This window comes from Mycoplasma aquilae ATCC BAA-1896 (assembly GCF_048074525.1).
In the GTDB taxonomy this organism is placed as follows: Bacteria; Bacillota_I; Bacilli_A; order Mycoplasmatales; family Metamycoplasmataceae; genus Mycoplasmopsis; species Mycoplasmopsis aquilae.
The window spans coordinates 853,701-877,219 of the sequence record NZ_CP182208.1 but is presented as its reverse complement, the minus strand read 5'-3'; the positions used below and the strand labels follow the sequence as shown (position 1 = coordinate 877,219).

General features: G+C 33.2%; 18 protein-coding genes, 8 tRNA genes and 2 rRNA genes. 23 read left to right on the top strand and 5 right to left on the bottom strand.

The window, feature by feature from the left end; genetic code table 4:
• Positions 1-47: 47 nt before the first annotated feature.
• The 4 genes from ACM0IS_RS03705 to ACM0IS_RS03690 all read right to left on the bottom strand — a co-directional run bounded on the left by ACM0IS_RS03705 (position 48) and on the right by ACM0IS_RS03690 (position 1,414).
• Complete coding sequence (locus ACM0IS_RS03705) at positions 48-383, bottom strand: transposase (RefSeq protein WP_416756158.1); 336 nt, start codon at positions 381-383, stop codon at positions 48-50.
• The gene (locus tag ACM0IS_RS03700; RefSeq protein WP_416756157.1) at positions 341-757 is read right to left on the bottom strand and encodes a hypothetical protein; all 417 of its coding nucleotides are present in this window, start codon (positions 755-757) and stop codon (positions 341-343) included. Before ACM0IS_RS03700 ends, ACM0IS_RS03705 begins: the two co-directional genes overlap by 43 nt.
• Before the next feature lie 68 nt (positions 758-825).
• Positions 826-1,197: a hypothetical protein gene (locus tag ACM0IS_RS03695; protein WP_416756156.1), complete on the bottom strand. Its 372-nt coding sequence runs from the start codon at positions 1,195-1,197 to the stop codon at positions 826-828.
• A gap of 28 nt (positions 1,198-1,225) precedes the next feature.
• Positions 1,226-1,414 (bottom strand): hypothetical protein, encoded by a 189-nt coding sequence (locus ACM0IS_RS03690; RefSeq protein ID WP_416756155.1) that lies wholly within the window; start codon positions 1,412-1,414, stop codon positions 1,226-1,228.
• Between the two features lie 457 nt (positions 1,415-1,871).
• On the opposite strand from ACM0IS_RS03690, the gene ACM0IS_RS03685 reads away from it, so the two are divergent.
• The 19 genes from ACM0IS_RS03685 to rpmA all read left to right on the top strand — a co-directional run bounded on the left by ACM0IS_RS03685 (position 1,872) and on the right by rpmA (position 16,367).
• Positions 1,872-2,507: a hypothetical protein gene (locus ACM0IS_RS03685; RefSeq protein WP_416756154.1), complete on the top strand. Its 636-nt coding sequence runs from the start codon at positions 1,872-1,874 to the stop codon at positions 2,505-2,507.
• Positions 2,508-2,679: 172 nt separating this feature from the next.
• Positions 2,680-4,605, top strand: a complete 1,926-nt coding sequence (parE, locus tag ACM0IS_RS03680; protein ID WP_416756153.1) for a DNA topoisomerase IV subunit B — start codon at positions 2,680-2,682, stop codon at positions 4,603-4,605.
• A gap of 89 nt (positions 4,606-4,694) precedes the next feature.
• Positions 4,695-4,886, top strand: coding sequence for a 50S ribosomal protein L28 (gene rpmB, locus ACM0IS_RS03675; RefSeq protein WP_416738512.1), 192 nt, complete (start codon positions 4,695-4,697; stop codon positions 4,884-4,886).
• Positions 4,887-5,047: 161 nt separating this feature from the next.
• A 16S ribosomal RNA gene (locus ACM0IS_RS03670) occupies positions 5,048-6,554 on the top strand.
• Positions 6,555-6,818: 264 nt separating this feature from the next.
• Positions 6,819-9,699, top strand: a 23S ribosomal RNA gene (locus tag ACM0IS_RS03665).
• The 16S and 23S rRNA genes sit together here with 8 tRNA genes alongside, the layout of an rRNA operon.
• Positions 9,700-9,811: 112 nt before the next feature.
• Positions 9,812-9,888: transfer RNA gene (locus tag ACM0IS_RS03660), tRNA-Pro, on the top strand.
• A 5-nt stretch (positions 9,889-9,893) separates the two neighbouring features.
• Positions 9,894-9,970, top strand: a tRNA-Ala gene (locus ACM0IS_RS03655).
• Between the two features lie 5 nt (positions 9,971-9,975).
• Positions 9,976-10,052: transfer RNA gene (locus tag ACM0IS_RS03650), tRNA-Met, on the top strand.
• 31 nt (positions 10,053-10,083) lie between these two features.
• Positions 10,084-10,159 (top strand) — tRNA-Ile (locus tag ACM0IS_RS03645).
• 1 nt (position 10,160) lies between these two features.
• Positions 10,161-10,253 (top strand) — tRNA-Ser (locus ACM0IS_RS03640).
• 21 nt (positions 10,254-10,274) lie between these two features.
• Positions 10,275-10,349, top strand: a tRNA-Met gene (locus ACM0IS_RS03635).
• A 1-nt stretch (position 10,350) separates the two neighbouring features.
• A tRNA-Asp gene (locus ACM0IS_RS03630) sits at positions 10,351-10,427 on the top strand.
• A 4-nt stretch (positions 10,428-10,431) separates the two neighbouring features.
• Positions 10,432-10,507, top strand: a tRNA-Phe gene (locus ACM0IS_RS03625).
• A 90-nt stretch (positions 10,508-10,597) separates the two neighbouring features.
• Positions 10,598-13,261, top strand: coding sequence for an isoleucine--tRNA ligase (ileS, locus tag ACM0IS_RS03620; protein ID WP_416756151.1), 2,664 nt, complete (start codon positions 10,598-10,600; stop codon positions 13,259-13,261).
• A gap of 4 nt (positions 13,262-13,265) precedes the next feature.
• Positions 13,266-13,919, top strand: coding sequence for a signal peptidase II (locus ACM0IS_RS03615; RefSeq protein WP_416756149.1), 654 nt, complete (start codon positions 13,266-13,268; stop codon positions 13,917-13,919).
• A 47-nt stretch (positions 13,920-13,966) separates the two neighbouring features.
• The gene (locus tag ACM0IS_RS03610; RefSeq protein WP_416756148.1) at positions 13,967-15,373 is read left to right on the top strand and encodes a YitT family protein; all 1,407 of its coding nucleotides are present in this window, start codon (positions 13,967-13,969) and stop codon (positions 15,371-15,373) included.
• 66 nt (positions 15,374-15,439) lie between these two features.
• Positions 15,440-15,682, top strand: coding sequence for a hypothetical protein (locus ACM0IS_RS03605; RefSeq protein WP_416756147.1), 243 nt, complete (start codon positions 15,440-15,442; stop codon positions 15,680-15,682).
• Positions 15,683-15,799: 117 nt separating this feature from the next.
• Positions 15,800-16,099 (top strand): 50S ribosomal protein L21, encoded by a 300-nt coding sequence (rplU, locus tag ACM0IS_RS03600; RefSeq protein ID WP_416738507.1) that lies wholly within the window; start codon positions 15,800-15,802, stop codon positions 16,097-16,099.
• Between the two features lie 7 nt (positions 16,100-16,106).
• Positions 16,107-16,367: a 50S ribosomal protein L27 gene (rpmA, locus tag ACM0IS_RS03595; RefSeq protein WP_416738506.1), complete on the top strand. Its 261-nt coding sequence runs from the start codon at positions 16,107-16,109 to the stop codon at positions 16,365-16,367.
• Between the two features lie 41 nt (positions 16,368-16,408).
• On the opposite strand, the gene ACM0IS_RS03590 is transcribed toward rpmA, so the two are convergent.
• Positions 16,409-17,137, bottom strand: a complete 729-nt coding sequence (locus ACM0IS_RS03590; protein ID WP_416756146.1) for a hypothetical protein — start codon at positions 17,135-17,137, stop codon at positions 16,409-16,411.
• 175 nt (positions 17,138-17,312) lie between these two features.
• Here ACM0IS_RS03590 and ACM0IS_RS03585 point away from each other — a divergent pair, with 175 nt between their 5' ends.
• The 4 genes from ACM0IS_RS03585 to ACM0IS_RS03570 all read left to right on the top strand — a co-directional run bounded on the left by ACM0IS_RS03585 (position 17,313) and on the right by ACM0IS_RS03570 (position 23,474).
• Positions 17,313-18,350 carry an NAD(P)-dependent oxidoreductase gene (locus ACM0IS_RS03585; RefSeq protein WP_416756145.1) on the top strand — a complete coding sequence of 346 codons (1,038 nt, stop codon included), beginning with the start codon at positions 17,313-17,315 and terminating at the stop codon, positions 18,348-18,350.
• Positions 18,328-19,470 carry an aquaporin gene (locus ACM0IS_RS03580; protein ID WP_416756143.1) on the top strand — a complete coding sequence of 381 codons (1,143 nt, stop codon included), beginning with the start codon at positions 18,328-18,330 and terminating at the stop codon, positions 19,468-19,470. The genes ACM0IS_RS03585 and ACM0IS_RS03580 overlap by 23 nt, the downstream gene beginning before the upstream one ends.
• A gap of 556 nt (positions 19,471-20,026) precedes the next feature.
• Positions 20,027-21,271, top strand: coding sequence for a hypothetical protein (locus ACM0IS_RS03575; protein ID WP_416756142.1), 1,245 nt, complete (start codon positions 20,027-20,029; stop codon positions 21,269-21,271).
• 73 nt (positions 21,272-21,344) lie between these two features.
• On the top strand, positions 21,345-23,474 hold the full coding sequence (locus ACM0IS_RS03570; protein WP_416756141.1) for a Tex-like N-terminal domain-containing protein: 2,130 nt from the start codon (positions 21,345-21,347) through the stop codon (positions 23,472-23,474).
• Positions 23,475-23,519 lie beyond the last annotated feature (45 nt).

Here is a 23,519-nt window from a genome sequence, read left to right as displayed (position 1 = left end):
AACTTCACATTTTTTCTTCAACGACTACACCATCCACCTTTTTAAAATTAACCATGGCAGATTTTATTGCTAATAATATTTGCTTGAGATGTTATTTTATCTAATACACCAAGTTTTTGGGCTTGGTTTTTATTTACTAATCATGTTAAATAATTAAGAATAACTAATGCAATAAAGCAAATTGTTATATGTCCCAGAACATGTTCATCAGTTCTGACAAACATAGGTCTAGTTTCTAAAGTTGTTTTTAAGTCTCTAAAGTTATTTTCAATTCTTCATTGATTTTTATAAATGTCTAAGATTTCTTTAATTGATAAGTCTCATCTTGTGGTTTCAAAAACTATATAACCATCGAGTTTCTTATCTTCTCTAACTTTGTCCATATCCATGGCGAATTTAGATTCTTGTATTTCTTTGAAATATTTATACTTTTTATAAGATATCATGCTTCTTGCTGTGGTTGTTCCATCAGTAGATTTAATTTTATTAAATCTTTCGATAACTTCGTTTCAAGTGCTGCATCTCTTTTAGCTTTGTATTTATCGTAAATCACTACTTGTCTAACTTTCATTGCATTATTTTCTGCATCAATATTAACTTGTTCAACCTCTTTACAAAGTAAACCATCAATTTCTTTATAATCTGTTTCATTTACAACATACTCTTTGAATTTTTTACTTGTACCTTTAAGTCTAACTGGAAAAATGTAATTTAGGCCATTATTTTTTAATCACATTTTGTTTTGATATTGATTCATACCTTTGTCAGCAATAACTGTGACATTGGTTATGTTATAAATTTCTCCAAGTTCATTTATTGTGGGAATTAAAGTTTTTGATCAGCAACATTACCAGGTAAAAGTGCAAAATCAAGAGGTATTCCATTGCTATCTGTAACCATCCCTAGCACAACTTGGTCTTCTTTAAACTTCCCATCTTTTGAATATCCAGCTCTTTTAAGAGTGAATTTTTCTTTTAAGTCTTCATTTGTATTTACAAATGTTTCAAAATATAATGTGGTGGCATCCATGAACACTAGACTAACATTTCTGTTTGTAAATTCTGAAATTTTATTATTCACATTTTTAACTAGTTTTTGCTTATTTTCAGCTACAAAATCTAAGAAATTATAAACAGTTGATTTTTTGACATTAATTTCGTTAATAAACTTATGTTTATTAGTAAAACTTCTCAACATACTTTCAGGTTCTAGTATTCTTTTGCAATTAGAAATTCAAAAATTTCTTCTGTTTGTTTCTTTTTCCTTTTTCTAACCCTTGAAAAAGTTCTAAATCCTTAATTATTTTGTAGAGTAATTCAACACCGACGTTATAAGTTCCAAATTCCGCCTTAGTTAATTCAAAAGCTTCCGATATTTTAGATTTAATATACTCTTTATCAGCATCAGTAGGCAATGTTTTCGCTATTTGTTTTAAAACATCTAATGCATTTTCATGCGTCTTTTCAAGTACTGATAAACTTCCGATACTTATTGATCTCTTATAACCTTTACCATATCCACCTGAAATTCCAAGACTTACGTAGTAATCATCTTTTTCTTATTTTTTACGACTATTCATTTTTCCATGCCCTTATTATATCACTTTTCTATGTAATTATGTAATAAAAAATAAAAATTTTTGGATCAGAAATTAGAGCTATTTATTTCATAAATAGAAAATTAATTTTTAATAAAAAATACAAAAAAGTGTCTCCAACTTGGAAACACAGGATTCAAGATAAAGATGAAGATTAATTATCATTCATTTAATAATTTAGGTTGGCTTTAGCCAGCCTTTTTTATACTTTTTTCACTATATACTTGTTTTTTTTTTTTTTTTTTGTAGAATCAATTTGGAGGAGAACTATTTTATGGAACTAACAACAACACAAAAACAAAGATTAATAAATAACATAGATGATGCAATTAATCAAATTAACTCTAAAAGAAAAAGCGAATACAAAGTAATTGATATTCTTAAGAAAAAAGTATGATTTTTAACTAATTTTATAATTGGACCAATATTTGGATTCTTAATATTAATTGGAGCAGTTGCATTCTTTTTATACGAACAGTCCCAACCTGGTGTAGAATTTGTTAATAAGGCTTTAGATAAATATACTGATAATCAAATCTATTGTATTGTATTTATGGTTATTGCATGTGTAGGTTTTGCTTCAACACCAATAGAATATTTTATGAAAAAAAATAAAGTTGAAAAGTTAGCTTCTTCACTAAATGACGTTATTAAAAACAATGAAGCTTTTAAATTTTATGGAAAAGTAGATAATAAAGTTAAGAAAATTTATGATGTTACATCAGTAGATTTAACACATCAACTCACAAAACCTAATTTTTGAATTGAATTAGATAAAGATTTATCTCAAGCAGTAGAAGCATTAGAACAACTTAAAAATCAACTTATACTTAATTCTGATGTTTTTATTGAACAAATTTCTAGTAAAACCGGAGAAGATGCATTAATAACTTTTTCTGACACAATTTAGTTAAATATTTTTTATACACTTACTATGCCATTTTAAAGACAAATGGCATTTTTCTTTATAATAACAAGCTTTAAATGTATTAGATTTTTTGAAATCGATATTTTAGTTAGGCGTCCACAATTAGTAAGAAATGATATAAAAAATAAAGCAAAAAAGCTTTATAATTAATTTTATGAGTAAAACACAAGAATATAATGCAAGTAGTATTCAGCAATTAAAAGGGCTAGAAGCTGTTAGAAAAAGACCAGGAATGTACATTGGAGGAACTGATGTGCATGGTTTACACCATTTAGTTTGAGAAATTGTTGATAATGCAATCGATGAGGCACTAGCAGGATATGCAACAAATATTGATGTTATTTTACACGAAGATGACTCAGTGGAAGTTATTGACAATGGACGCGGAATCCCAGTTGATAAAATGAAGGGCCAAAATCGTACAGCAGTAGAATTAATTTTTACAGAATTACATGCTGGTGGTAAGTTTAATTCAGGAGCTTATAAAACTTCTGGAGGATTACATGGAGTTGGATCTTCTGTAGTTAATGCTTTATCAACTAAACTAGTTGCTACAGTAGCTCGGGACAAAAAAGTTTATGAAACTATATTTCAACAAGATACTATATTAGTGCACACACATGAAATCGGAGTAAGCAAAAGCAATTGAACTTCAATTCGTTTCTGACCTGATTATGCATTTTTCAAGCGTGCTAAACTAAGCTTTGATAAGATTTCTGAAAGATTAAAAGAAAGCTCATTTTTAATCTCTAATTTAAAGATTACTTTAGATGATCGTAAAAATAATAAAAAAGAAGTATACGAATATTCAAAAGGTCTTGAATCATTCTTAAACTTTATTAATGATTCAAAAATTAGCATTACTGCACCAGTTTCATATAAGGATAGCAAAAAAGATATTGAAGTAGATTTTGCTTTTCAATGAACTGATTCATATAATGAAATCATTTTAAGTTTCGTTAATAATGTTAAAACTCGTGATGGCGGAACACATGAAATGGGACTAAAATCAGCCTTTACCAAAACTTTTAACGAGTTTGCGATTCGTGAAGGAATTATTAAAAATGGTAAGCTATTTGAGGGCGATGATATTAGAGAAGGCCTTGCATGTATTATTTCACTTAAAATTCCCGAAAATTTACTTGAGTTTGTTGGACAAACTAAAGACAAATTAGGGACGCCTGAAGCTAAAAATGTTGTAGAAGAAATTGTTTCTAAGTACCTTGAAATCTGAATAAATGAAAATAAAACTCTTGCAAAAGATGTACTTGATAAAGTTAAAAGAGCCTTTGAACTTAGAATGGAAGAAAGAAAACTAAGAGAAGAAAGCCGAAAAACTAAAAAGATTGCAAGTGAAAAATTAATTCTAAGTGATAAGTTAACTCCAGCAACTTCTAAAAATTCTGAGGAAAAAGAATTATTCCTTGTTGAGGGAGACTCAGCTGGTGGTAGTGCTAAAAGTGGACGTGATCGGAAATTTCAAGCTATCTTGCCTTTAAGAGGAAAAGTAATTAACTCTGAAAAGAAAAAGATTAGTGAAGTGTTAAAGAATATTGAAATTAGTACAATTATTAATACAATTGGAGCTGGCTTTGGAAAAGACTTCGATTTAGAAAAAGCTCAATATAATAAGATTATTATAATGACGGATGCTGACACTGATGGTGCACATATTCAAGTTTTACTATTAACATTCTTCTATCGTTTCATGAAACAATTAATTGAAAAGGGGCATGTTTATATCGCCCTTCCCCCTTTATATAAGGTGAGTGGTAAAACTTCTAAGAAAATTCAATATGCTTGAGACGAGGAACAGCTAAAAGATATTCTAGAAACAATCAAAGAGCCTTATGAATTACAAAGATATAAAGGGCTGGGAGAAATGAATGCAGATCAATTATGAGAAACAACCATGAATCCTAAGACTCGTACTTTAATTCAAGCCACTATTGAAGATGCTTCATTAGCCGAAAGAAGAGTTAGTGTACTAATGGGAGAAAATGCAGAATTCAGAAAAGACTGAATTGATAATAATGTGGATTTCTCAAATGAAGATGATTTTTTCGAACAAGTTTTATAAAAAAGAATTTTTTGTTATAATAAATGCAATTTAATTTATAATAATCTCGATAATCGATTTTAATTAGCTAACTAAAGAAAGGATTATTTATGTCAAGAAGAGATGTTCTAACAGGAAAAGGACCTCAATCAGGAAACAAACGTTCTCACGCATTAAATGCTTCAAAGAGAAAATTTAATCCTAACTTACAAAAAGTAAGAGTGATGATTGATGGTCAAAAGATGACTCTTAAAGTTAGTGCTAAAACACTAAAGACTTTAAAAAACAAAGGAATGATATAGTAAAAAATCATTCGTTCGAACGATAATAAAAAAATACCAAAAAAGGTATTTTTTTATTTTGCATTTTAAAAATCTGTTATATAATAATATCGCTTGTTAAGTAAACAAACACAAAAAAGTTCTTTGAAAACTAGATATATACAATGTACATGACAGTCAATTTTTTCGAGAGTTTGATCCTGGCTCAGGATGAACGCTGGCTGTGTGCCTAATACATGCATGTCGAGCGGAGTTCTTCGGAACTTAGCGGCGAATGGGTGAGTAACACGTACTTAACGTACCTTCTAGATTGGGATAACGCTGAGAAATTAGCGCTAATACCGGATACTTATAAGAAACGCATGTTTCTTATATAAAAGGAGCCCTCAAGCTCCACTAGAAGATCGGGGTGCGGAACATTAGCTAGTTGGTAAGGTAATGGCTTACCAAGGCTATGATGTTTAACGGGGTTGAGAGACTGATCCGTCACACTGGGACTGAGATACGGCCCAGACTCCTACGGGAGGCAGCAGTAGGGAATTTTCCACAATGGGCGAAAGCCTGATGGAGCGACACAGCGTGCAGGATGAAGGCCTTCGGGTTGTAAACTGCTGTTATTTAGGATGAAAAAATAGTAGAGGAAATGCTATTATCTTGACAGTACTAAATCAGAAAGCAACGGCTAACTATGTGCCAGCAGCCGCGGTAATACATAGGTTGCAAGCGTTATCCGGAATTATTGGGCGTAAAGCGTCTGTAGGTTGTTAGTTAAGTCTGGCGTCAAAACTTGGGGCTCAACCCCAAATCGCGTTGGATACTGGCTAACTAGAATTGTGTAGAGGTTAACGGAATTCCTTGTGAAGCGGTGAAATGCGTAGATATAAGGAAGAACATCAACTTGGCGAAGGCAGTTAACTGGGCACATATTGACACTGAGAGACGAAAGCGTGGGGAGCAAACAGGATTAGATACCCTGGTAGTCCACGCCGTAAACGATGATGATTAGCTGATGGGAACCATCGGCGCAGCTAACGCATTAAATCATCCGCCTGAGTAGTATGCTCGCAAGAGTGAAACTTAAAGGAATTGACGGGGATCCGCACAAGCGGTGGAGCATGTGGTTTAATTTGAAGATACGCGTAGAACCTTACCCACTCTTGACATCTTCTGCAAAGCTATAGAGATATAGTGGAGGTTAACAGAATGACAGATGGTGCATGGTTGTCGTCAGCTCGTGTCGTGAGATGTTCGGTTAAGTCCTGCAACGAGCGCAACCCTTATTCTTAGTTAAATGTTCTAAGGAGACTGCCCGGGTAACTGGGAGGAAGGTGGGGACGACGTCAAATCATCATGCCTCTTACGAGTGGGGCAACACACGTGCTACAATGGAAGGTACAAAGAGAAGCAATATGGCGACATGGAGCAAATCTCAAAAAACCTTTCTCAGTTCGGATTGTAGTCTGCAACTCGACTACATGAAGTCGGAATCGCTAGTAATCGTAGATCAGCTACGCTACGGTGAATACGTTCTCGGGTCTTGTACACACCGCCCGTCACACCATGGGAGCTGGTAATGCCCGAAGTCGGTTTAGTCAACTACGGAGACAACTGCCTAAGGCAGGACTGGTGACTGGGGTGAAGTCGTAACAAGGTATCCCTACGAGAACGTGGGGATGGATTACCTCCTTTCTACGGAGTACACATAAATAACATTTATTGTTACTTAATTACCTTTTTTATAAAACAAATAATTTTGTCATGGGATATATCTAGTTTTGAGAGGACTTTCTCTCAATGTTCTTTGAAAACTGAATAGTAAAGATATTAATATAACAACGACATCAAAAAATAAATTAGTCAATTTGTTTTGTGATACCGAGAAATTATTAGAAATAATAATTCGTTAAAATGTCTTTGAATACATCAACAACAATAGGAAAATATTGTTACAACTTTTAAATAAGTAAGAGTTTGTGGTGGATGCCTTGGGTCTGAAAGTCGATGAAGGACGTGATTACCTGCGATAAGCCTCGTGGAGCTGGATATAAGCAACGAAACGGGGATTTCCGAATGGGGAAACCTAACTAGAGTAATGTCTAGTTGCTATGGAATGAATAAAATAGTTCCATTTGCGAGACACGTTGTGAACTGAAACATCTTAAGTAGCAACAGGAAAAGAAAATAAAAATGATTTCATCAGTAGCGGCGAGCGAACGTGAAAGAGCCCAAACCAGTTTTTAAACTGGGGTTGTAGGACTATCTACATAAAGTTACAAATCTTTGTTATAGCAGAATAGTTTGGGAAAACCAAGCATAGAGGGTGATACTCCCGTATGCGAAATGGCAAGGACTTTTGATAGTATCCTGAGTAGGGCGGGGCACGTGAAACCCTGTCTGAATCTGCCGGGACCATCCGGTAAGGCTAAATACTAATCAGACACCGATAGTGAACTAGTACCGTGAGGGAAAGGTGAAAAGAACCCCGGGAGGGAGTGAAATAGAATCTGAAACCACTTACTTACAATTAGTCAGAGCCCGTTAATGGGTGATGGCGTACATCTTGCAGTATGGACCGGCGAGTTATGTTAACATGCGAGGTTAAGCAGAAAAAGCGGAGCCGCAGAGAAATCGAGTCTTAATAGGGCGACTAGTATGTTGACATATACCCGAAACCATGTGATCTATTCATGAGCAGGCTGAAGCTTGGTTAATCCCAAGTGGAGGGCCGAACCGTAGTACGCTGAAAAGTGCCCGGATGACTTGTGAATAGCGGAGAAATTCCAATCGAACTTGGAGATAGCTGGTTCTCCTCGAAATAGCTTTAGGGCTAGCGTGTGATGTTAAACTTTGATGGTAGAGCACTGAATATGGAATGGCCACGTCTAGTGGTACTGACTATAATCAAACTCCGAATATCATTGTGTATTATCATGCAGTCGGAACCGGGGTGCTAACGTCCCGGCTCGCGAGGGCAACAACCCAGATCGTCGGCTAGGGTCCCAAAATCGTGTTAAGTCAGAAAGGTTGTGAGATTTCATAAACAACTAGGAGGTTGGGCTGAAGCAGCCATCCTTTAAAGAGTGCGTAATAGCTCACTAGTCAAGAGATCTTGCGCCAATAATGTAACGGGAGTAAAACACGATACCGAAGCCACGGGTACATTTAGTACGTTAGAGGAGCGTTCTTAATGCGGCGAAGTCAGACCGTGAGGACTGGTGGAGCGTTAAGAAGTGAGAATGCCGGTATGAGTAACGATTTGAGGTGAGAATCCTCAACGCCTATTGGGAAAGGTTTCCTGGGAAGGTTCGTCCACCCAGGGTTAGTCAGGACCTAGGAGAGGCTGAAAAGCGTATCCGATGGACAACAGGTTAATATTCCTGTACCACCTGCGTAAGTGATGGAGTGACGAAGAAGGATAGCACTACCTATTATCGGATTTAGGGATAAGTGATTACTGGTGAATATAGTTAAATGCGTATTCTATAACCGGGAGTCATTATGTAGAGCCACTTGTGGCAAATTGTGTGATTTCATACTTCCAAGAAAAGCTTCAAGCGTTATTAAACAAAAGGTGCCTGTACCGAGAACGGACACACGTTCCCAAGATGAGTATTCTAAGGCGAGCGAGAAAACCAATGTTAAGGAACTCTGCAAATTAACCCCGTAAGTTCGCGAGAAGGGTGCCAACTTCGGTTGGCCACAGTAAATTGTGAGGGGCAACTGTTTATCAAAAACACAGCTCTCTGCTAAATCGTAAGATGAAGTATAGGGGTGAAGCCTGCCCAGTGCCCGAAGGTTAAGCGGATTTGTTAGCTTATGCGAAGCATTGAAGTGAAGCCCGGGTGAACGGCGGCCGTAACTATAACGGTCCTGGCGTAGCGAAATTCCTTGTCGGCTAAATACTGACCTGCACGAAAGGCGCAATGATCTCTCAACTGTCTCAACATTGGACTCGGTGAAATTATGGTCCCAGTGAAAACGCTGGGTACCCGCATCAAGACGAAAAGACCCCATGGAGCTTTACTACAACTTCGTATTGAAACTTGGCCTAACATGTGTAGGATAGGTGGGAGACTTTGAGGCTAGGACGCCAGTTCTAGATTAGTCGACCTTGAAATACCACCCTTGGTATGTTGAGTTTCTAACCTGCCACCGTTATCCGGTGGGGAGACAGTGCGTGGTGGGTAGTTTGACTGGGGCGGTCGCCTCCTAAAAGGTAACGGAGGCGTTCAAAGGTACACTCAATACGGTCAGAAACCGTATGCAGAGCGCAAAGGTAGAAGTGTGCTTGACTGCGAGACTTACAAGTCGAGCAGGTGCGAAAGCAGGACTTAGTGATCCGGCTGTACGTCATGGAACGGCAGTCGCTCAACGGATAAAAGTTACCCTGGGGATAACAGGCTTATCTTGCCCAAGAGATCACATCGACGGCAAGGTTTGGCACCTCGATGTCGGCTCATCGCATCCTGGAGCTGGAGTCGGTTCCAAGGGTTTGGCTGTTCGCCAATTAAAGCGGTACGCGAGCTGGGTTCAGAACGTCGTGAGACAGTTCGGTCCCTATCTGATGTGGGCGTTGGAATATTGATGAGAGCTGCTCTTGAGTACGAGAGGACCGGAGTGGACGTACCGCTGGTGTTCCAGTTGTTCCGCCAGGAGCATAGCTGGGTAGCTAAGTACGGAAGGGATAACCGCTGAAAGCATCTAAGTGGGAAGCCTCCTCAGAGATAAGTATTCCCTTGAAATTCCTTGTAGACTACGAGGTTGATAGGATGGAAGTGTAAGTGTAGTAATACATTCAGCTGACCATTACTAATAAATTGATAGGTTTAAAAGTTAATGTATTCAGACATTTTAATGAATTATTTAATTACTATTCAGTTTCCAAAGAACATTAAAAATTTTTTTGGAACTAAAAAAAGTTATAGTATAATATAAACGCAGTTCTTGGAGAAGTAGCTCAGTTTGGTAGAGCACTACATTTGGGCTGTAGTGGTCGCAGGTTCAAATCCTGTCTTCTTCACCATTTATGGGGGGTTAGCTCATTTGGCTAGAGCGCCTGCCTTGCACGCAGGAGGTGGTGGGTTCGAATCCCATACTCTCCACCATTTATGGCACTGTAGCTCAGTTGGTTAGAGCATCCGGTTCATACCCGGAAGGTCATGAGTTCGAATCTCATCGGTGCTACCATTTTTATACTATTTAAAACTGACTAACAGTCGGACCTATAGCTCAATGGTTAGAGCAACCGGCTCATAACCGGTCGGTTACAGGTTCGAGTCCTGTTGGGTCCACCAAGGGTGATTACCCAAGTCTGGCTGAAGGGACTAGTCTTGAAAACTAGCAGGGGCTTCACGGCCCGCGGGGGTTCGAATCCCTCATCACCCGCCAACTTAAATAGTATAAAGTTATAGCAGAGTGGAGCAGTGGAAGCTCGTCGGGCTCATAACCCGAAGGTCGAAAGTTCAATTCTTTCCTCTGCAACCATGGTCCAGTGGTAAAGTGGTTTAATACGCCTCCCTGTCACGGAGGAGATCGCGGGTTCAATTCCCGTCTGGACCGCCATAATGGCCTTGTAGCTCAGTTGGTAGAGCAACAGATTGAAGCTCTGTGTGTCGCTGGTTCGATTCCTGCCGAGGCCACCACCAAAATTCCTCTATTTTGTTAGCAAATAACTGTTAATGAAATAGAGGAATTTTTATTTTTAATAAATTTTCACAATGAAAGGATATAAAATGGATTACAAAAAAACGCTCAATATGCCAAATACAGCATTTGAAATGAGAGCTAATTTAACTACTAAAGAACCTCTTTTTAGAGAGCAATTACTTAAAAACCAAGTTTATAAAAAAGTTTTAGAATTACACAAAAATGATCCACAATTCATCTTGCACGATGGTCCACCTTATGCTAATGGTGATATACACGTAGGTCATGCTTTAAATAAGATTCTAAAAGATTTTATTGTTAGATATAAAACATTAAGTGGTTTCTATTCACCATATGTACCTGGATGAGATACTCATGGATTACCAATTGAACACAAAATGCTACAAGAAATGAATGTGTCTAAAGATGAATTGGACCCAGTTACATTACGTAAAAAAGCTCATGCCTATGCATTAAGCCAAGTCGAAAGACAAAAGGCTCAATTTATTCAATTACAAATGTTTGCAGACTTTGAAAAGATTTATGTAACATTAGCACCTGAATATGAAGCAAAACAATTAGAAGTATTTGCTAAAATGATGCTTGATGGATTAGTTTACAAAGGTTTAAAACCAATTTACTGATCACCTTCATCTCAAAGTGCTTTAGCAGAAGCTGAAGTTGAATATCAAGATGTCAAAAGCCCTTCAATCTATGTTAAAATGCATGTTCAAAACTCTGATTTTAATAAAATTCTCCCTGGAGATAGCTTTATTGTTTGAACAACTACGCCTTGAACATTAATTGCTAATGCTGGGGTAGCTTTAGGAAGAGATATTGAATATGTTGTTTTTAGTCACAATGATCAAAGATATGTAATGGCAAAAGACTTATATCAAGACTTCATGGACAGAATTGGATGAGAAAGCACGATTTTAACTTCATTTTACGGGCAAGAAATTGAAAATAGTAAGATCGAATATCTAACTCCTATTTTACGTAAATTAGCTCCTGCAGTTATTGGACACCATGTTACAAATGAATCGGGAACTGGTATTGTGCATATTGCTCCTATGTTTGGGGAAGATGACTTTATGATTGGACTTAAGAACAATCTAGAAAACATTATGCACGTTTCAGATAAAGGATACATTGAAAATACCAATACTCAATTTGATGGTAAATTCTATGCTGATGCTAATAAAGAGATTTCTGAATTCTTAGGTAATGATTTAATTCATTTCCAATGAGTAAAACACTCATATCCACATGACTGAAGAACACACCAACCAATTATCTTTAGAGGTACACCACAGTGGTTTGTTTCTATTGATAAAATCAGAAATCAAATCTTAGAACAAATAGATACTGGTGTAAATACATACCCAGATTGAGCTAAACGTAGATTATTCCAAATGATTGAAAATAGACATGATTGAACTATTTCACGTCAAAGAACTTGAGGTTTACCATTAATTATTTTCTATGATCCAAATGGTGAAGCTATAGTGGACAAAGAACAATTTGATCATGTAATAAACCTTGTAAGACAACATGGTAGTGATATCTGATGAGAATGAGATACTGAAGCTTTATTATTACCTAAATACCAAGGTAAAAACTTCACACGTGAAATGGATATTATGGATGTTTGATTTGACTCTGGAGTTTCTTCAGTAGCTGTTAATATTGCTAATAATGTATCATCACCATATGACCTTTATCTAGAAGGTATTGACCAATACAGAGGTTGATTTAACTCTTCAATTATTACTTCTGTAGCTTATAAAGGTGTAGCACCTTACCGTAATTTAATTTCTCATGGTTTCGTGCTTGATGGAAAAGGTGAAAAAATGTCTAAATCAAAAGGCAACATAGTTGCGCCTGTTGATGTAATCCAAAAACGTGGAGCTGACATTTTACGTCTTTGAGTAGCTAATAGTGAATATACAAATGATGTAACGATTTCTAATGAAATATTAGATCAAAACACAGAGATCTATCGTAAGATCCGTAACACAATTAAATTTATATTAGGCAACTTAGATGGATATCAATACCAAGCAAATACTCAAAGAACAGGTATCCATTTATTCATTAAGGAACAATTAAATAAATTAAAAGCTGATGTATTTGCAGCTTATGATGAATATAAATTCATCAACGTAATTAAATTAATCAACAACTATATTGTTGATCTATCCTCTTTCTACCTTTCAGTAACTAAAGATATTCTTTACATTAGAGAATTTAATGATGCTGAAAGACTTATGGTTCTTGCTAACTTATATGAAATCTTAGATTTCTTACTTATGGCGCTTGCACCTATTTTACCAACTACAATTGAAGAAGCTTATATGCATTTTAATAAAGCAAATAAACATGAATCAATCATGTTTGAAGGTTATGCTAAAGACTTTAGCGTTAACCAAGAAGTATTAGACCAATTTAATGAATTCTTTGAATTACGTAGCAAAGTTAATGTCTTAATAGATGAAGCTACAAAGAATGGTTTAATTAAGCGTTCAAATGAAGTAGCTTTAGTATTACCACCACAATCAGACTTTATTAATTCATTAGATTTAAGAACCTTATTAATGGTTGGAAAAGTAGTTTCTGGAAGTGAGCTTAAACTTGAAACATTTGACTCAGTTAAATGTGCAAGATGTTGAAACCACTTCTTAGAAGAAGAAATGCATGACGACTTATGTCCTCTTTGTTTTGAAATAATTTCCAAAATAGTAGAATAATACTATGAGTAAAGTTAAAACACGTTGAATAAATTATAAAAAATACTTTAAAAGCAACTGGAAAAAGGTAATTGCTGGCTATGTAATTATGCTATGTGCCTTCTTTATCTTTTATGCTATTGATCAAGTAACCAAAACTCTTTTATTCTATCACGTAGATGTAAATGCTATGGAAGCAGCTGGCAAAAGTACTTGAACCTTAAATGATGGAACAATTGTCAACGTTAATCCTGAAGCTATTTTCCCTGATAGTAGTCAACAAATTAATTATGCTGGAGTTTTTGGAATTAGAAGCATTTGACATAAAGGTGTTACTTTTCTAAGCACGAATAATATTGCCTTTATTCAAGTAGTCAGCTTTATTATAGCGATTGCAATTTTACTAGTACCTCTATATCCTTCTAAACTTTCTTTATTATATTGTGCCTTCTTTGGTATTTTATTAGCTGGGGATTTGGGGAATGCTACAGATAGAGTTGCTTTTAGCGGATATGTAAAAGATGAATTCTTTGTGCCTTGATTAGACAAAGGAACCTTCAATTTTGCTGACATTACAGTCTTTATTGGGGTTATCCTGATCATGTGTACAATTGTTGTGACAACTATCATGGAAATTGTCAAAGAAAAGAAAGAAAAAACAGAAAGTCCTAAATCATAGTTATAAAAACTATGATTTTTCTTTATAAAATGTTGTAAAATTAAGCAATGATGAAGCAAACAAATTCGAGTGAAAATAAGCACAAATTTAAGTATCCAACTTCTAATGACAAAGTTAGAAGAAAAATCTGAAAAGAAATGGTAAATAAGAAAGTGACTAACGACTATTATCCAGTTCAGTCTGATGCTAACTCATTAATTAGCACTGAAAAAGTTATTTGTGAAGAAGAATTCTTAAAATACAAGATGGGTAAATATTTATTAAATAATACCAAAAACACTAAGAGACTTACCTTTAAGGAATTTATACAAAGATATTGATTCAAAATCTTTTTACTATTTTGAGCTGCCTTTGTCTTTAACTTTGGGATTCATATCTTCTTAGCTAAATCAGATACCATTCCTTCTGGTATTACTGGTATCCCTACCATCTTGCAATATTTATTTCCATTTTTACGTTCATATTTCGCTTTAATTTATTTTGCTTGCAATCTTCCGTTATTTTTAATCTTTTGACGTAAAGTAAAACGTAGTTTCTTAGTTTATACATTAATCTTTATGTTATTTTTACAAGTGACTAACTTTATCTTTACTCAACATGAAGTGCATGTTTTCTTATTTGAAAAAATTAACTTCGTGCACAATGATTTTAATGATTACAAATTAATTTATAATCCAGATCTTAGAGAATTTAGAGTAATTGAAAATAATGATTGAGATTGATATGATAAACTCAAATGAGAAGATGCGCCTTTAAATCAAGTTTTTGATTATTTAGAAAATAGAAAAGAGTTTACTTCAGCCATTCCAATGGATGCAATTAATACTCTAACCTTAGAACAAACTAATCAACTTGTTTGATATGCTGATGGTCAAACATGGCCAATCCTACTTTACGGATGCATTGGAGCTGCTTTTATTGGTATTGGAATTGCATTATCATGAAAAGCGGGAGGTTCTACTGGTGGAACTGATATTATAGCTTACTTCTTTTCAACTAAATACAAGAAAAGCGTTGGTGGAATACTAGCCACAGTTGCTTTCTTTACAGCTTGCACATTCTTAGTAATCTATGGTTTTGTAAGACCTAATGTAAATGGTGAAATCTTTGGAATGAGAGAGCTTTCAACATTTGCATACTTACTTGTAACTAACTTTGTAGTAAGCATTTTATATCCAAAATATAAGAAAGTTAAATTGACCATTATTTCAACTGAACCTGAAAAAGTGATTGCTTACTTTAAACTTATTAACTACTGACACAGTTATAGATTGGTTAGATTTAAATCTGGATATACGGGTAAATATTCATATAAAATTGAAACAGTTGCTTTATTACTTGAAACAAAAAACATTATTGAGGACTTAAAATTAGTTGATCCAAATATTTGGATCTCAACCTTATCAGTTCGTAGTGTTAACGGGTCATTTAATACTGATTTTGTTGAACAATAGCTTGCTATTGTTCTTTTTTTGTACATTTTAATCATAAAATAATTTATATTGTGAAAGGAGGTATTTATGAAGTTAAATGAGCTTGAAAAAGTACAAACTAAGCAACTTAGTAACGTTACTCCCGGTATGGGAATAACTGGTATTCTTTCAATAGTTGCTACAGGTATTGGCGTAATCTCACAATTTGTCAGTCTATTTAAATCTTTTAAGTCTACAACTGGCTCATATAAGACAAAAGACGCTGAATATAAATGAGATAATAATGAAAAAAATGCTCCAAAAATACTAGAAAATTACATACTATTTTAACTTTTTATTTTTTGTAAAGAGGGTATAATATGCATGTTACTTCAAGTAACCGTACTAAAAAGGTTCATAAAGTGCATTTGCCACCTTAAAGACGAGCCACTATTTTGGAGGTATTGCATGTTAGCAATTATCGAAACAGGTGGGAAACAACTTTTAGTTAAAGAAGGTCAAACAATCTTCATCGAAAAAATTGAAGGTGAAGAAAACTCAGAAGTAAAATTTGATAAAGTTTTACTTGTTGATGACAAAATTGGTAGACCATACTTAGAAGGTGCAGTCGTAACAGGAACTATCGAAAAACAAGGTAAAGCGAAGAAAATCGTTGTTTATCGTCACAATGCGAAATCTACTCACAAGAGAAAACTTGGACATCGTCAACCATATACACGTGTTAAAATCACAGGAATTGCAGGTTAATTAGACTATGGCACACACGAAAGCCGGTGGATCTACACGTAACGGTCGTGATTCACATTCAAAACGTCTAGGTGCTAAGTTAGGTGATGGACAATTCGCAACAGCAGGATCAATCATTTATCGTCAAAGAGGGACAAAAATCTTCCCTGGACAAAATGTTGGTCGTGGTGGAGACGATACTTTATTTACAAAAATCGATGGTTATGTAAAATACGAAAGCAGAAGAAACAGAAAGTATGTTTCAGTATACCCTGAAAAACAAAATTAATATATTATAAAATGTGCCCCTAAGAGCACATTTTTCTTTGCCTAAACACATTCAGTAATTTTAGTAATATAGTTTGCACCACTTTTAATTAAAATATCGTTACCATCATTTGGCTGACTGCTTGGAAAACAATTAATTTCCTTACCAATATCATTAAAATAATTAATCAAATTAAAGGCTTTAGAATCAGAGGTTAATGAAAAAGCAATTAATTGTGTAGAAATAATTGAAGCAATAATATTGGCTTCTTTAAAGTAATGTCTCTTCGGATGTACTCCTAAGGGATACTGGGTTAAAAAGAGTTCATTATTTAAATTAGCTTCTCGATAATTAACTTTGTCTAGCCCTTCCTTTAAAATGTGAATTATCTTACCATTATTTTCACGATAGAGATTAATCAGATGACGTTCAGATTCGTAATCATTAGTAATTAATACGCAATTATGAACTAAAGTGTTGATATTTTCTTCCAAATAAGCTTGTGTCGTAGTGTTATTGATTTCATTAATTAGATAGAAACGATGTTTATAATTAAGTAATTTTTCATTACCCTTAAAGTATAAAACATATGGTGGATAACGTAATACATTAAAATCTGCTGGATAGTTCTCATCCAATATCGTATAATATTGGGCTCCAAAATCATCATATAATTGTTTTCATTCCAGCAGTTGTTTTCGACTAATGTGTTTAAAATTTTTCACTTCTCTAAAGATTAAAAATGAGTCTCCTTTGTACTTATTTGATGCATAAAATAATAAATCATTCATATTTACCTCCACTATATAAATTATTTTTTTACAAAATGAACAAAAAGTGGAAAAAGTACATTTTTTAAAACTTTTATGCCTGACAAATAGTCCTCTTAAATATTTTCTATTTTAATCTAAAATATTATAATATACACAAAATAAACTTATATTTAATATTATAGTAGGAGAAAATATGAAAATAGCTTTCTTTGATTCTAAAGACTATGATGTAAAGTCATTTGAAAGATACAACAACGGAAGACATGAAATTACATTTTTTAAAGAAAACCTTAACCTTGATACAGTAAAACTTGCTCAAGGTTATGATGCTATTTGTGGATTTGTTAATACTTACGGAGATAAAGTTATCTTAGAAGTATTATCTAAAATGGGAGTTAAATACTGATTCCAAAGATCAATGGGATACAACAAAATAGATGTTGCTAAAGCCAATGAATTAGGAATCGAAGTATTTAGAATTTTTAATTACTCAGCAGAAAGTATTGGTGAATTTGCTTTTGCAGGATTATCTGCATTAAACAGAAATTTATTAATCGCAAATTCAAGAGTTCAAAAATATAATTTCTCACTAAATGGATTAGACGGAAAATGCATCGGTAACTCAACAATTGGAGTTATTGGTTCAGGTAAAATTGGTCAAACATTTATTAGAATTGCTAGAGCTACTGGCGCTAAAGTTTTAGTATTCGATGCATTTGCTAGAGATAACTTCCCACAACTTGCTGAACAATTTGGTTTCGAATTTGTTTCATTAACAGAATTATTACAACAAAGTGATTTCATTTCAATTCACTGCCCTCTATTGCCTTCAACAAGATATTTAATTGATGAAGCAGCTATTAGTACGATGAAAGATGGTGTTATCGTAGTAAACACAGCTAGAGGTGAAATTGTTGACTTAAAAGCAATGATTAATGGTCTTAAATCAGGAAAAGTTCGTGGATTTGCTACTGATGTTCTTGAAAGAGAAGAAGGTAGATTTTACGAAGACGTTTCAGCACGTATAACTGAATTAAAAGCTATGGATCCAGAATGAAAAGAATTAATCGAAATGGACAATGTTTTAATTACTTCTCACCAAGCTTACTTAACAGATTTAGCATTGAGCCAAATTGCTTTGGCAACACTCGAAAATGCTGATAATGCAGAAAAAGGAGATTTCTCTAAAGCTCTAAGAGTACTAGAGAATGGAAAAATACAAAATGGATAGTAAAATCACCACACAAGATGATTGTTTAAATACCCAGACTAGTTTAACTAAAAAACAAAAAGTAATTGAATTTTTCAAGGAACTTTTTAGTTTCTTTAAATTGAGACCTTCTAAAAGAACAGAAGCTCAAAAGCCTTGTGATTTCAAAACATGAATAGTGCACGGTATATCAGAATTTATAGGAACAATTCTTATTTCTTTAGGACTTGCTGGCCTTTCAATTTATACAGCTTCAGGTGCAGTTGCAGAATCATACTTGTTACACCCGATTATTGTTGGGTTTTATGCTGGATTTATTGTGGTTGGATTTTGTTTATTTGTCTTTTTACGTTGAAGCTGCGATTTAAATCCTTCAGTTTCATTGTATAGATATTTAAATGGAACAAACGATGGATGATATACTACATACAAAATCTTTTGTCAAACTTTAGGCGCTTTTGTTGCTGGTTCATTAATTTACTGATGAGGTTCTTTATCAGCTAAAGATGGATTAATTTCTAATGCCCCAATTGGTGCAATTACTGCTGCTCAAAAATCATTTGTTGATTATTCAAAATTAACAAGTGTAAATCAATTAATCGCAGCAGGATCAACTTGAATTTTCTTTATTGAGTTAGTTATGACCTCAATCTTATTATTCCCTATCTTCTCTCCAAACATCAACAACAAGTATCGTGATTTATACATTATGTTTATAATTTCGCTTTCCGTTTGAATGGGACTTTTAGGGGGTACAGCTGCAATTAACCCAGCTCGTGGAATGGCACAACAAATTCCTGCTTTATTCTTCGAGGGAAGGGGAAGTGAAGCCTTATTTAATACACCTTCAGTTAATCCGCTAATTGATGGCGATGGAATGTTTGATAAAACTAAATGACCAAACATGGACTTAGGGTCTTCAGGTATTGAAATTACAGAAAAAGACTTGCTAACAAAAACAGTTTGAAATTCAACTGTTAATGCTACAATTGCAATGGTTTTAGGTGACTTATTTGCACCTGTATTCTACTTATTTGTACAAGGATTAACAAAGACTGTAGTTAACCCATTAGTAGTTAATATTATTAAATTCAAGAATTTTAGAAGTCAATCAATGATTGAATCAAATCATAAGAAATAATTTTTAGTCAGAGCATTGCTCTGATTTTTTTGCCTTATTTATAGAGATGAAAAAAATTTATCTTTAGAAGATATGAAATTTGTAAGTTGAACAGTTAAATTACCACTTTTTTGGAGAATTGGAAGTTATTATTTAATGATCTTTATAATTGCTCTTTTGTGGTGATTTAGGTATTTTTATTTATTTATGCCCGAATCAATAGTGGAAACTAGTACTTTTGATTTAAAACCTTTTGTTTTATAAAGGATAAATAAATAGTTTTTGAACTTATAATAAAAACATATGTTTTTAGTGTTTTATAATCTAGTAATTTAATTTTTTAAATAAATTTCTTGAATACAAGCGAGTTTCATTAACATGAAAGCTTAAATACTAAAATATCATTAAAGTTAATATTTATATAACATAATCTAATTTTCATAGATAAAAATATATTTAAAATGTAGCATTCAATAATTAAATACAAATTCATAAAAGTGGTAATACAACTGTTCAATCTGAAAGTGGTAATTTAACTGTTCATTTTACAGATGAAAAAAATTTATCTTTAGAAGATATGAAATTTTATAAGGTGTATAATGCTTCTGTTATGAAGTCAAATACAAAAGATAAGATATCAGACATAAATAAGCGCATAAAAGAAAAAGTTTCAGCAACTCCCCTAGGTGTTAACGGTGTAGCAGTTGGAACAATGGGGATTGCTAACACCGGAACTTTTCTTCTTGATTTACTATACAAACAGTTAAATCTTAATTATTTTAATATTAGATATGTGCAATTAACATTACAAATTATTTGCATTAGTATTTGCATATTTTATATTTCATTAACTTGCTTAAGATATATCATGAATAAGAAACAAATTTGAGAAGAACTCAAAATTCCACATGTTGCCGGAATGGTTGGGGTACTCTTCTTGAGTCTTTGCATCTTAGGTAACTCTTTTGGATGAATTTATGCCAACTTTATTACTGATGCAAAAACCAGATATATTCTGCTTATAGGTCCAAATATTTTGGTGTTCACTACAACTTTATGTCAAATTTGCTACATGATTTTATTTATTAAAATTGTTTTAATTAAAAAAGAAGTTATGCGTGGAGAAGCCTTTGCTTCTTGATTCGTTCCTTTAATTGGACTTGGACTTTCCACAGCATATGCAAATGATTTAGGTGACCTAATTCCTCTATATTACTGACAAATTATATGATTTGTTGCATTTGGAATGTTTCTAGTTATGTATCCATTTGTATTCTATAAATTCTTATTCAAGCCACACAGCCGTGAATCTGATATTCCATCTATGGCAATTTTCGCTTCACCTGCTAATATGCTTGCTAGTGGTTTCTTGGTTTCATTCAGTCCACACCGTGGAGATTTAACCGTTATACCTCAAATTATTGGTAAATCTGATCACTTAACTATGACATTATTTAATAATGATGCATTTTTCCAAGTGGTTACAATTATTCTATTTTGTTATGGCGCAGTCAGCGTGGCGCTTTATTACTCAATTTTAATTAAGTCATTAAAGTTATGAAAATATAACTTATCTTGAACTTCATTAACTTTCCCTGCATCCATTTCTGCTTCAGGAACAATCCACTTTGCTTTATTCTATTTTAATGAAGCTAGATTTGACGCTATTCGTATTACATTAATTACTATAGGGTTAGTTTTATTTACAACTTCCTTAATATTAACTATTTTTGTTAACGTTAAATATGGCAAAATTATGTATAACATTTGAATTAAAAATGAATTAAAACCTACCCCTAAAAAATTACAACCTGCGAAATAGTAAATTGATATAATTAAGTTATGATGTTAAAAGCCCATTATGGGCTTTTATTAACACAATATGGAGGATATATATGGATACACAAGCAATTAAACTAGTTGCACATGAATTAAACATTAAAACAAACCAAGTACAAGTAGTTTTAGATATGTTAGCTGAAGGTGCAACAGTGCCATTCATTTCACGTTATAGAAAAGATAAAACGGGTGGTCTTGATGAAGAACAAATTTACCGGATTGAAGCGCTTTTTAAATATAAAAACGAATTGCTTGAAAGACAACAAGCTATTATAAAGATTTTGCAAGAAAAAGATTTATTAACTGAAGAGTTAAAAACAAAGATCCTATCTACAACTGTTAAAAGTGATCTTGAGACCCTTTATGAGCCATTTAAAGTTGGAAAAGTAACGAAGGCATCTAAAGCAATTGCACTAGGGTTAGAACCCTTAGCTAAAAGAATTTTCGAAAATAAATCACCTAATTTTGATCCTAAAATGGAAGCAAAAAAGTACTTATCTGATGAAGTAAAAACAATTGAATTCGCCTTAGAACAAGCTAATTACATTATTGCTCAATGAATTTCACAAGACTTTGAAATTAGAGAAAAGATTAAAACTGATATTGTAAAATTTGGTGTACTAGTAACAAAACAAAATACTAAAGTAGTTGATGAAGGAATGAAATTCAAAAATTATTATGATTATTCAATTCCTATTAAATATGTAAAAAATCACAATGTATTAGCAATTAATCGTGGTGAAAAATTAGGCATCTTAAAACTAAGTTTCACTTATAATGAAAATGTCTTAGAAACAATCATCCTTAAAAAAATTGATAAAACACGTAATAATAAAAAGAATGTTATTGATGCAATAAAAGATAGCTTAAAACGTTTAATTTTACCTAGCGTGGAGAGAGAAATTTTTTCCGACTTATTTGCTAAAGCTGAAGCATCAAGTATTCAAATTTTTGCTAATTCTGTTGAAAAATTGCTACTTGCTCCAGCGATTTCTGGGCACAATATTTTAGCTATTGATCCAGCATTTGTTAATGGATGTAAATTAGCAGCTTTAAATGAAAATGGAGATGTTTTACAAATTAATAAGATATTTCCTAATAAGCCTCAAGAGCGTATTGATGAAGCAAATAAAATTGCTTTAGATATGATTAAAAAATATGATATTGATATAGTGGTTATTGGAAATGGAACAGCTTCTCGGGAAACAGAAAGTTTTATAGCGAATTTAATTAAGAAAAATGGGCTTAATGTAAAGTATGCTATTGTATCTGAGGTTGGGGCTAGTGTATACTCTGCTTCAAAATTAGCAATTGAAGAATTTCCTAATTTACACGTTGAAGAGCGTAGTGCTATTAATATTGGACGTAAGTTTTTAGATCCTTTAAATGAATTAGTTAAAATTGACCCTAAATCAATAGGTGTAGGACAATATCAACATGATGTAAACCAAAAAGAGTTAGAACATTATCTTGATTTTAAAGTTCAAAAAGTGGTTAATGAAGTTGGTGTTGATTTAAATACAGCTACTAAACATATTTTGACTTTTATAGCTGGGCTTAGCCCTAAGAATGCTGAAAACATTATAGAATATCGTAACAATAAACCTGATAAGAGTTTCAATTCTAGATTTGAACTTAAAAATATAAAAGGAATTGGGGAAAAAACTTTTGAACAATGCATTGGCTTTTTAAGAATTTTTAGTTCTGATAATTTTCTCGATAAGACAATTATCCACCCTGAATCATATGCATTAGCACAAGCAATAATAAGAGATAATAATTTAATGCCTAATGATGATGGTATTGATGTTTCTAATTTAAAAGTTGAAAATTTAGTACAACAATATAATTCGGATAAGTATGCAATTGAGTTAATATTACAAGCCTTATCCACACCAACTAAAAAGATTCTAGATTACAAGCAAGGATTTCTTTTAAAAGACAGCATAACAAATGTTGAAGACTTGCACATTGGTTCAATTGTGTCTGGAACAGTTGAAAATATAACTGATTTTGGTGTCTTTATGTATATCGGAATAAAGCAAAGCTTATTTATTCATGTAAGTAATTTAAAATTAGAAGTAGGAAATAGTATTTTTGATCAATATTATCCAGGCATGATTTTGAAAGCAGAAATTATTGAAATTGATTTACAACGCAATCGCGTTAATGGAAAAGAAATTTAATATTTAACTAGCTAAAATAGAATAAAAAAAGTTGGACTTTACCAA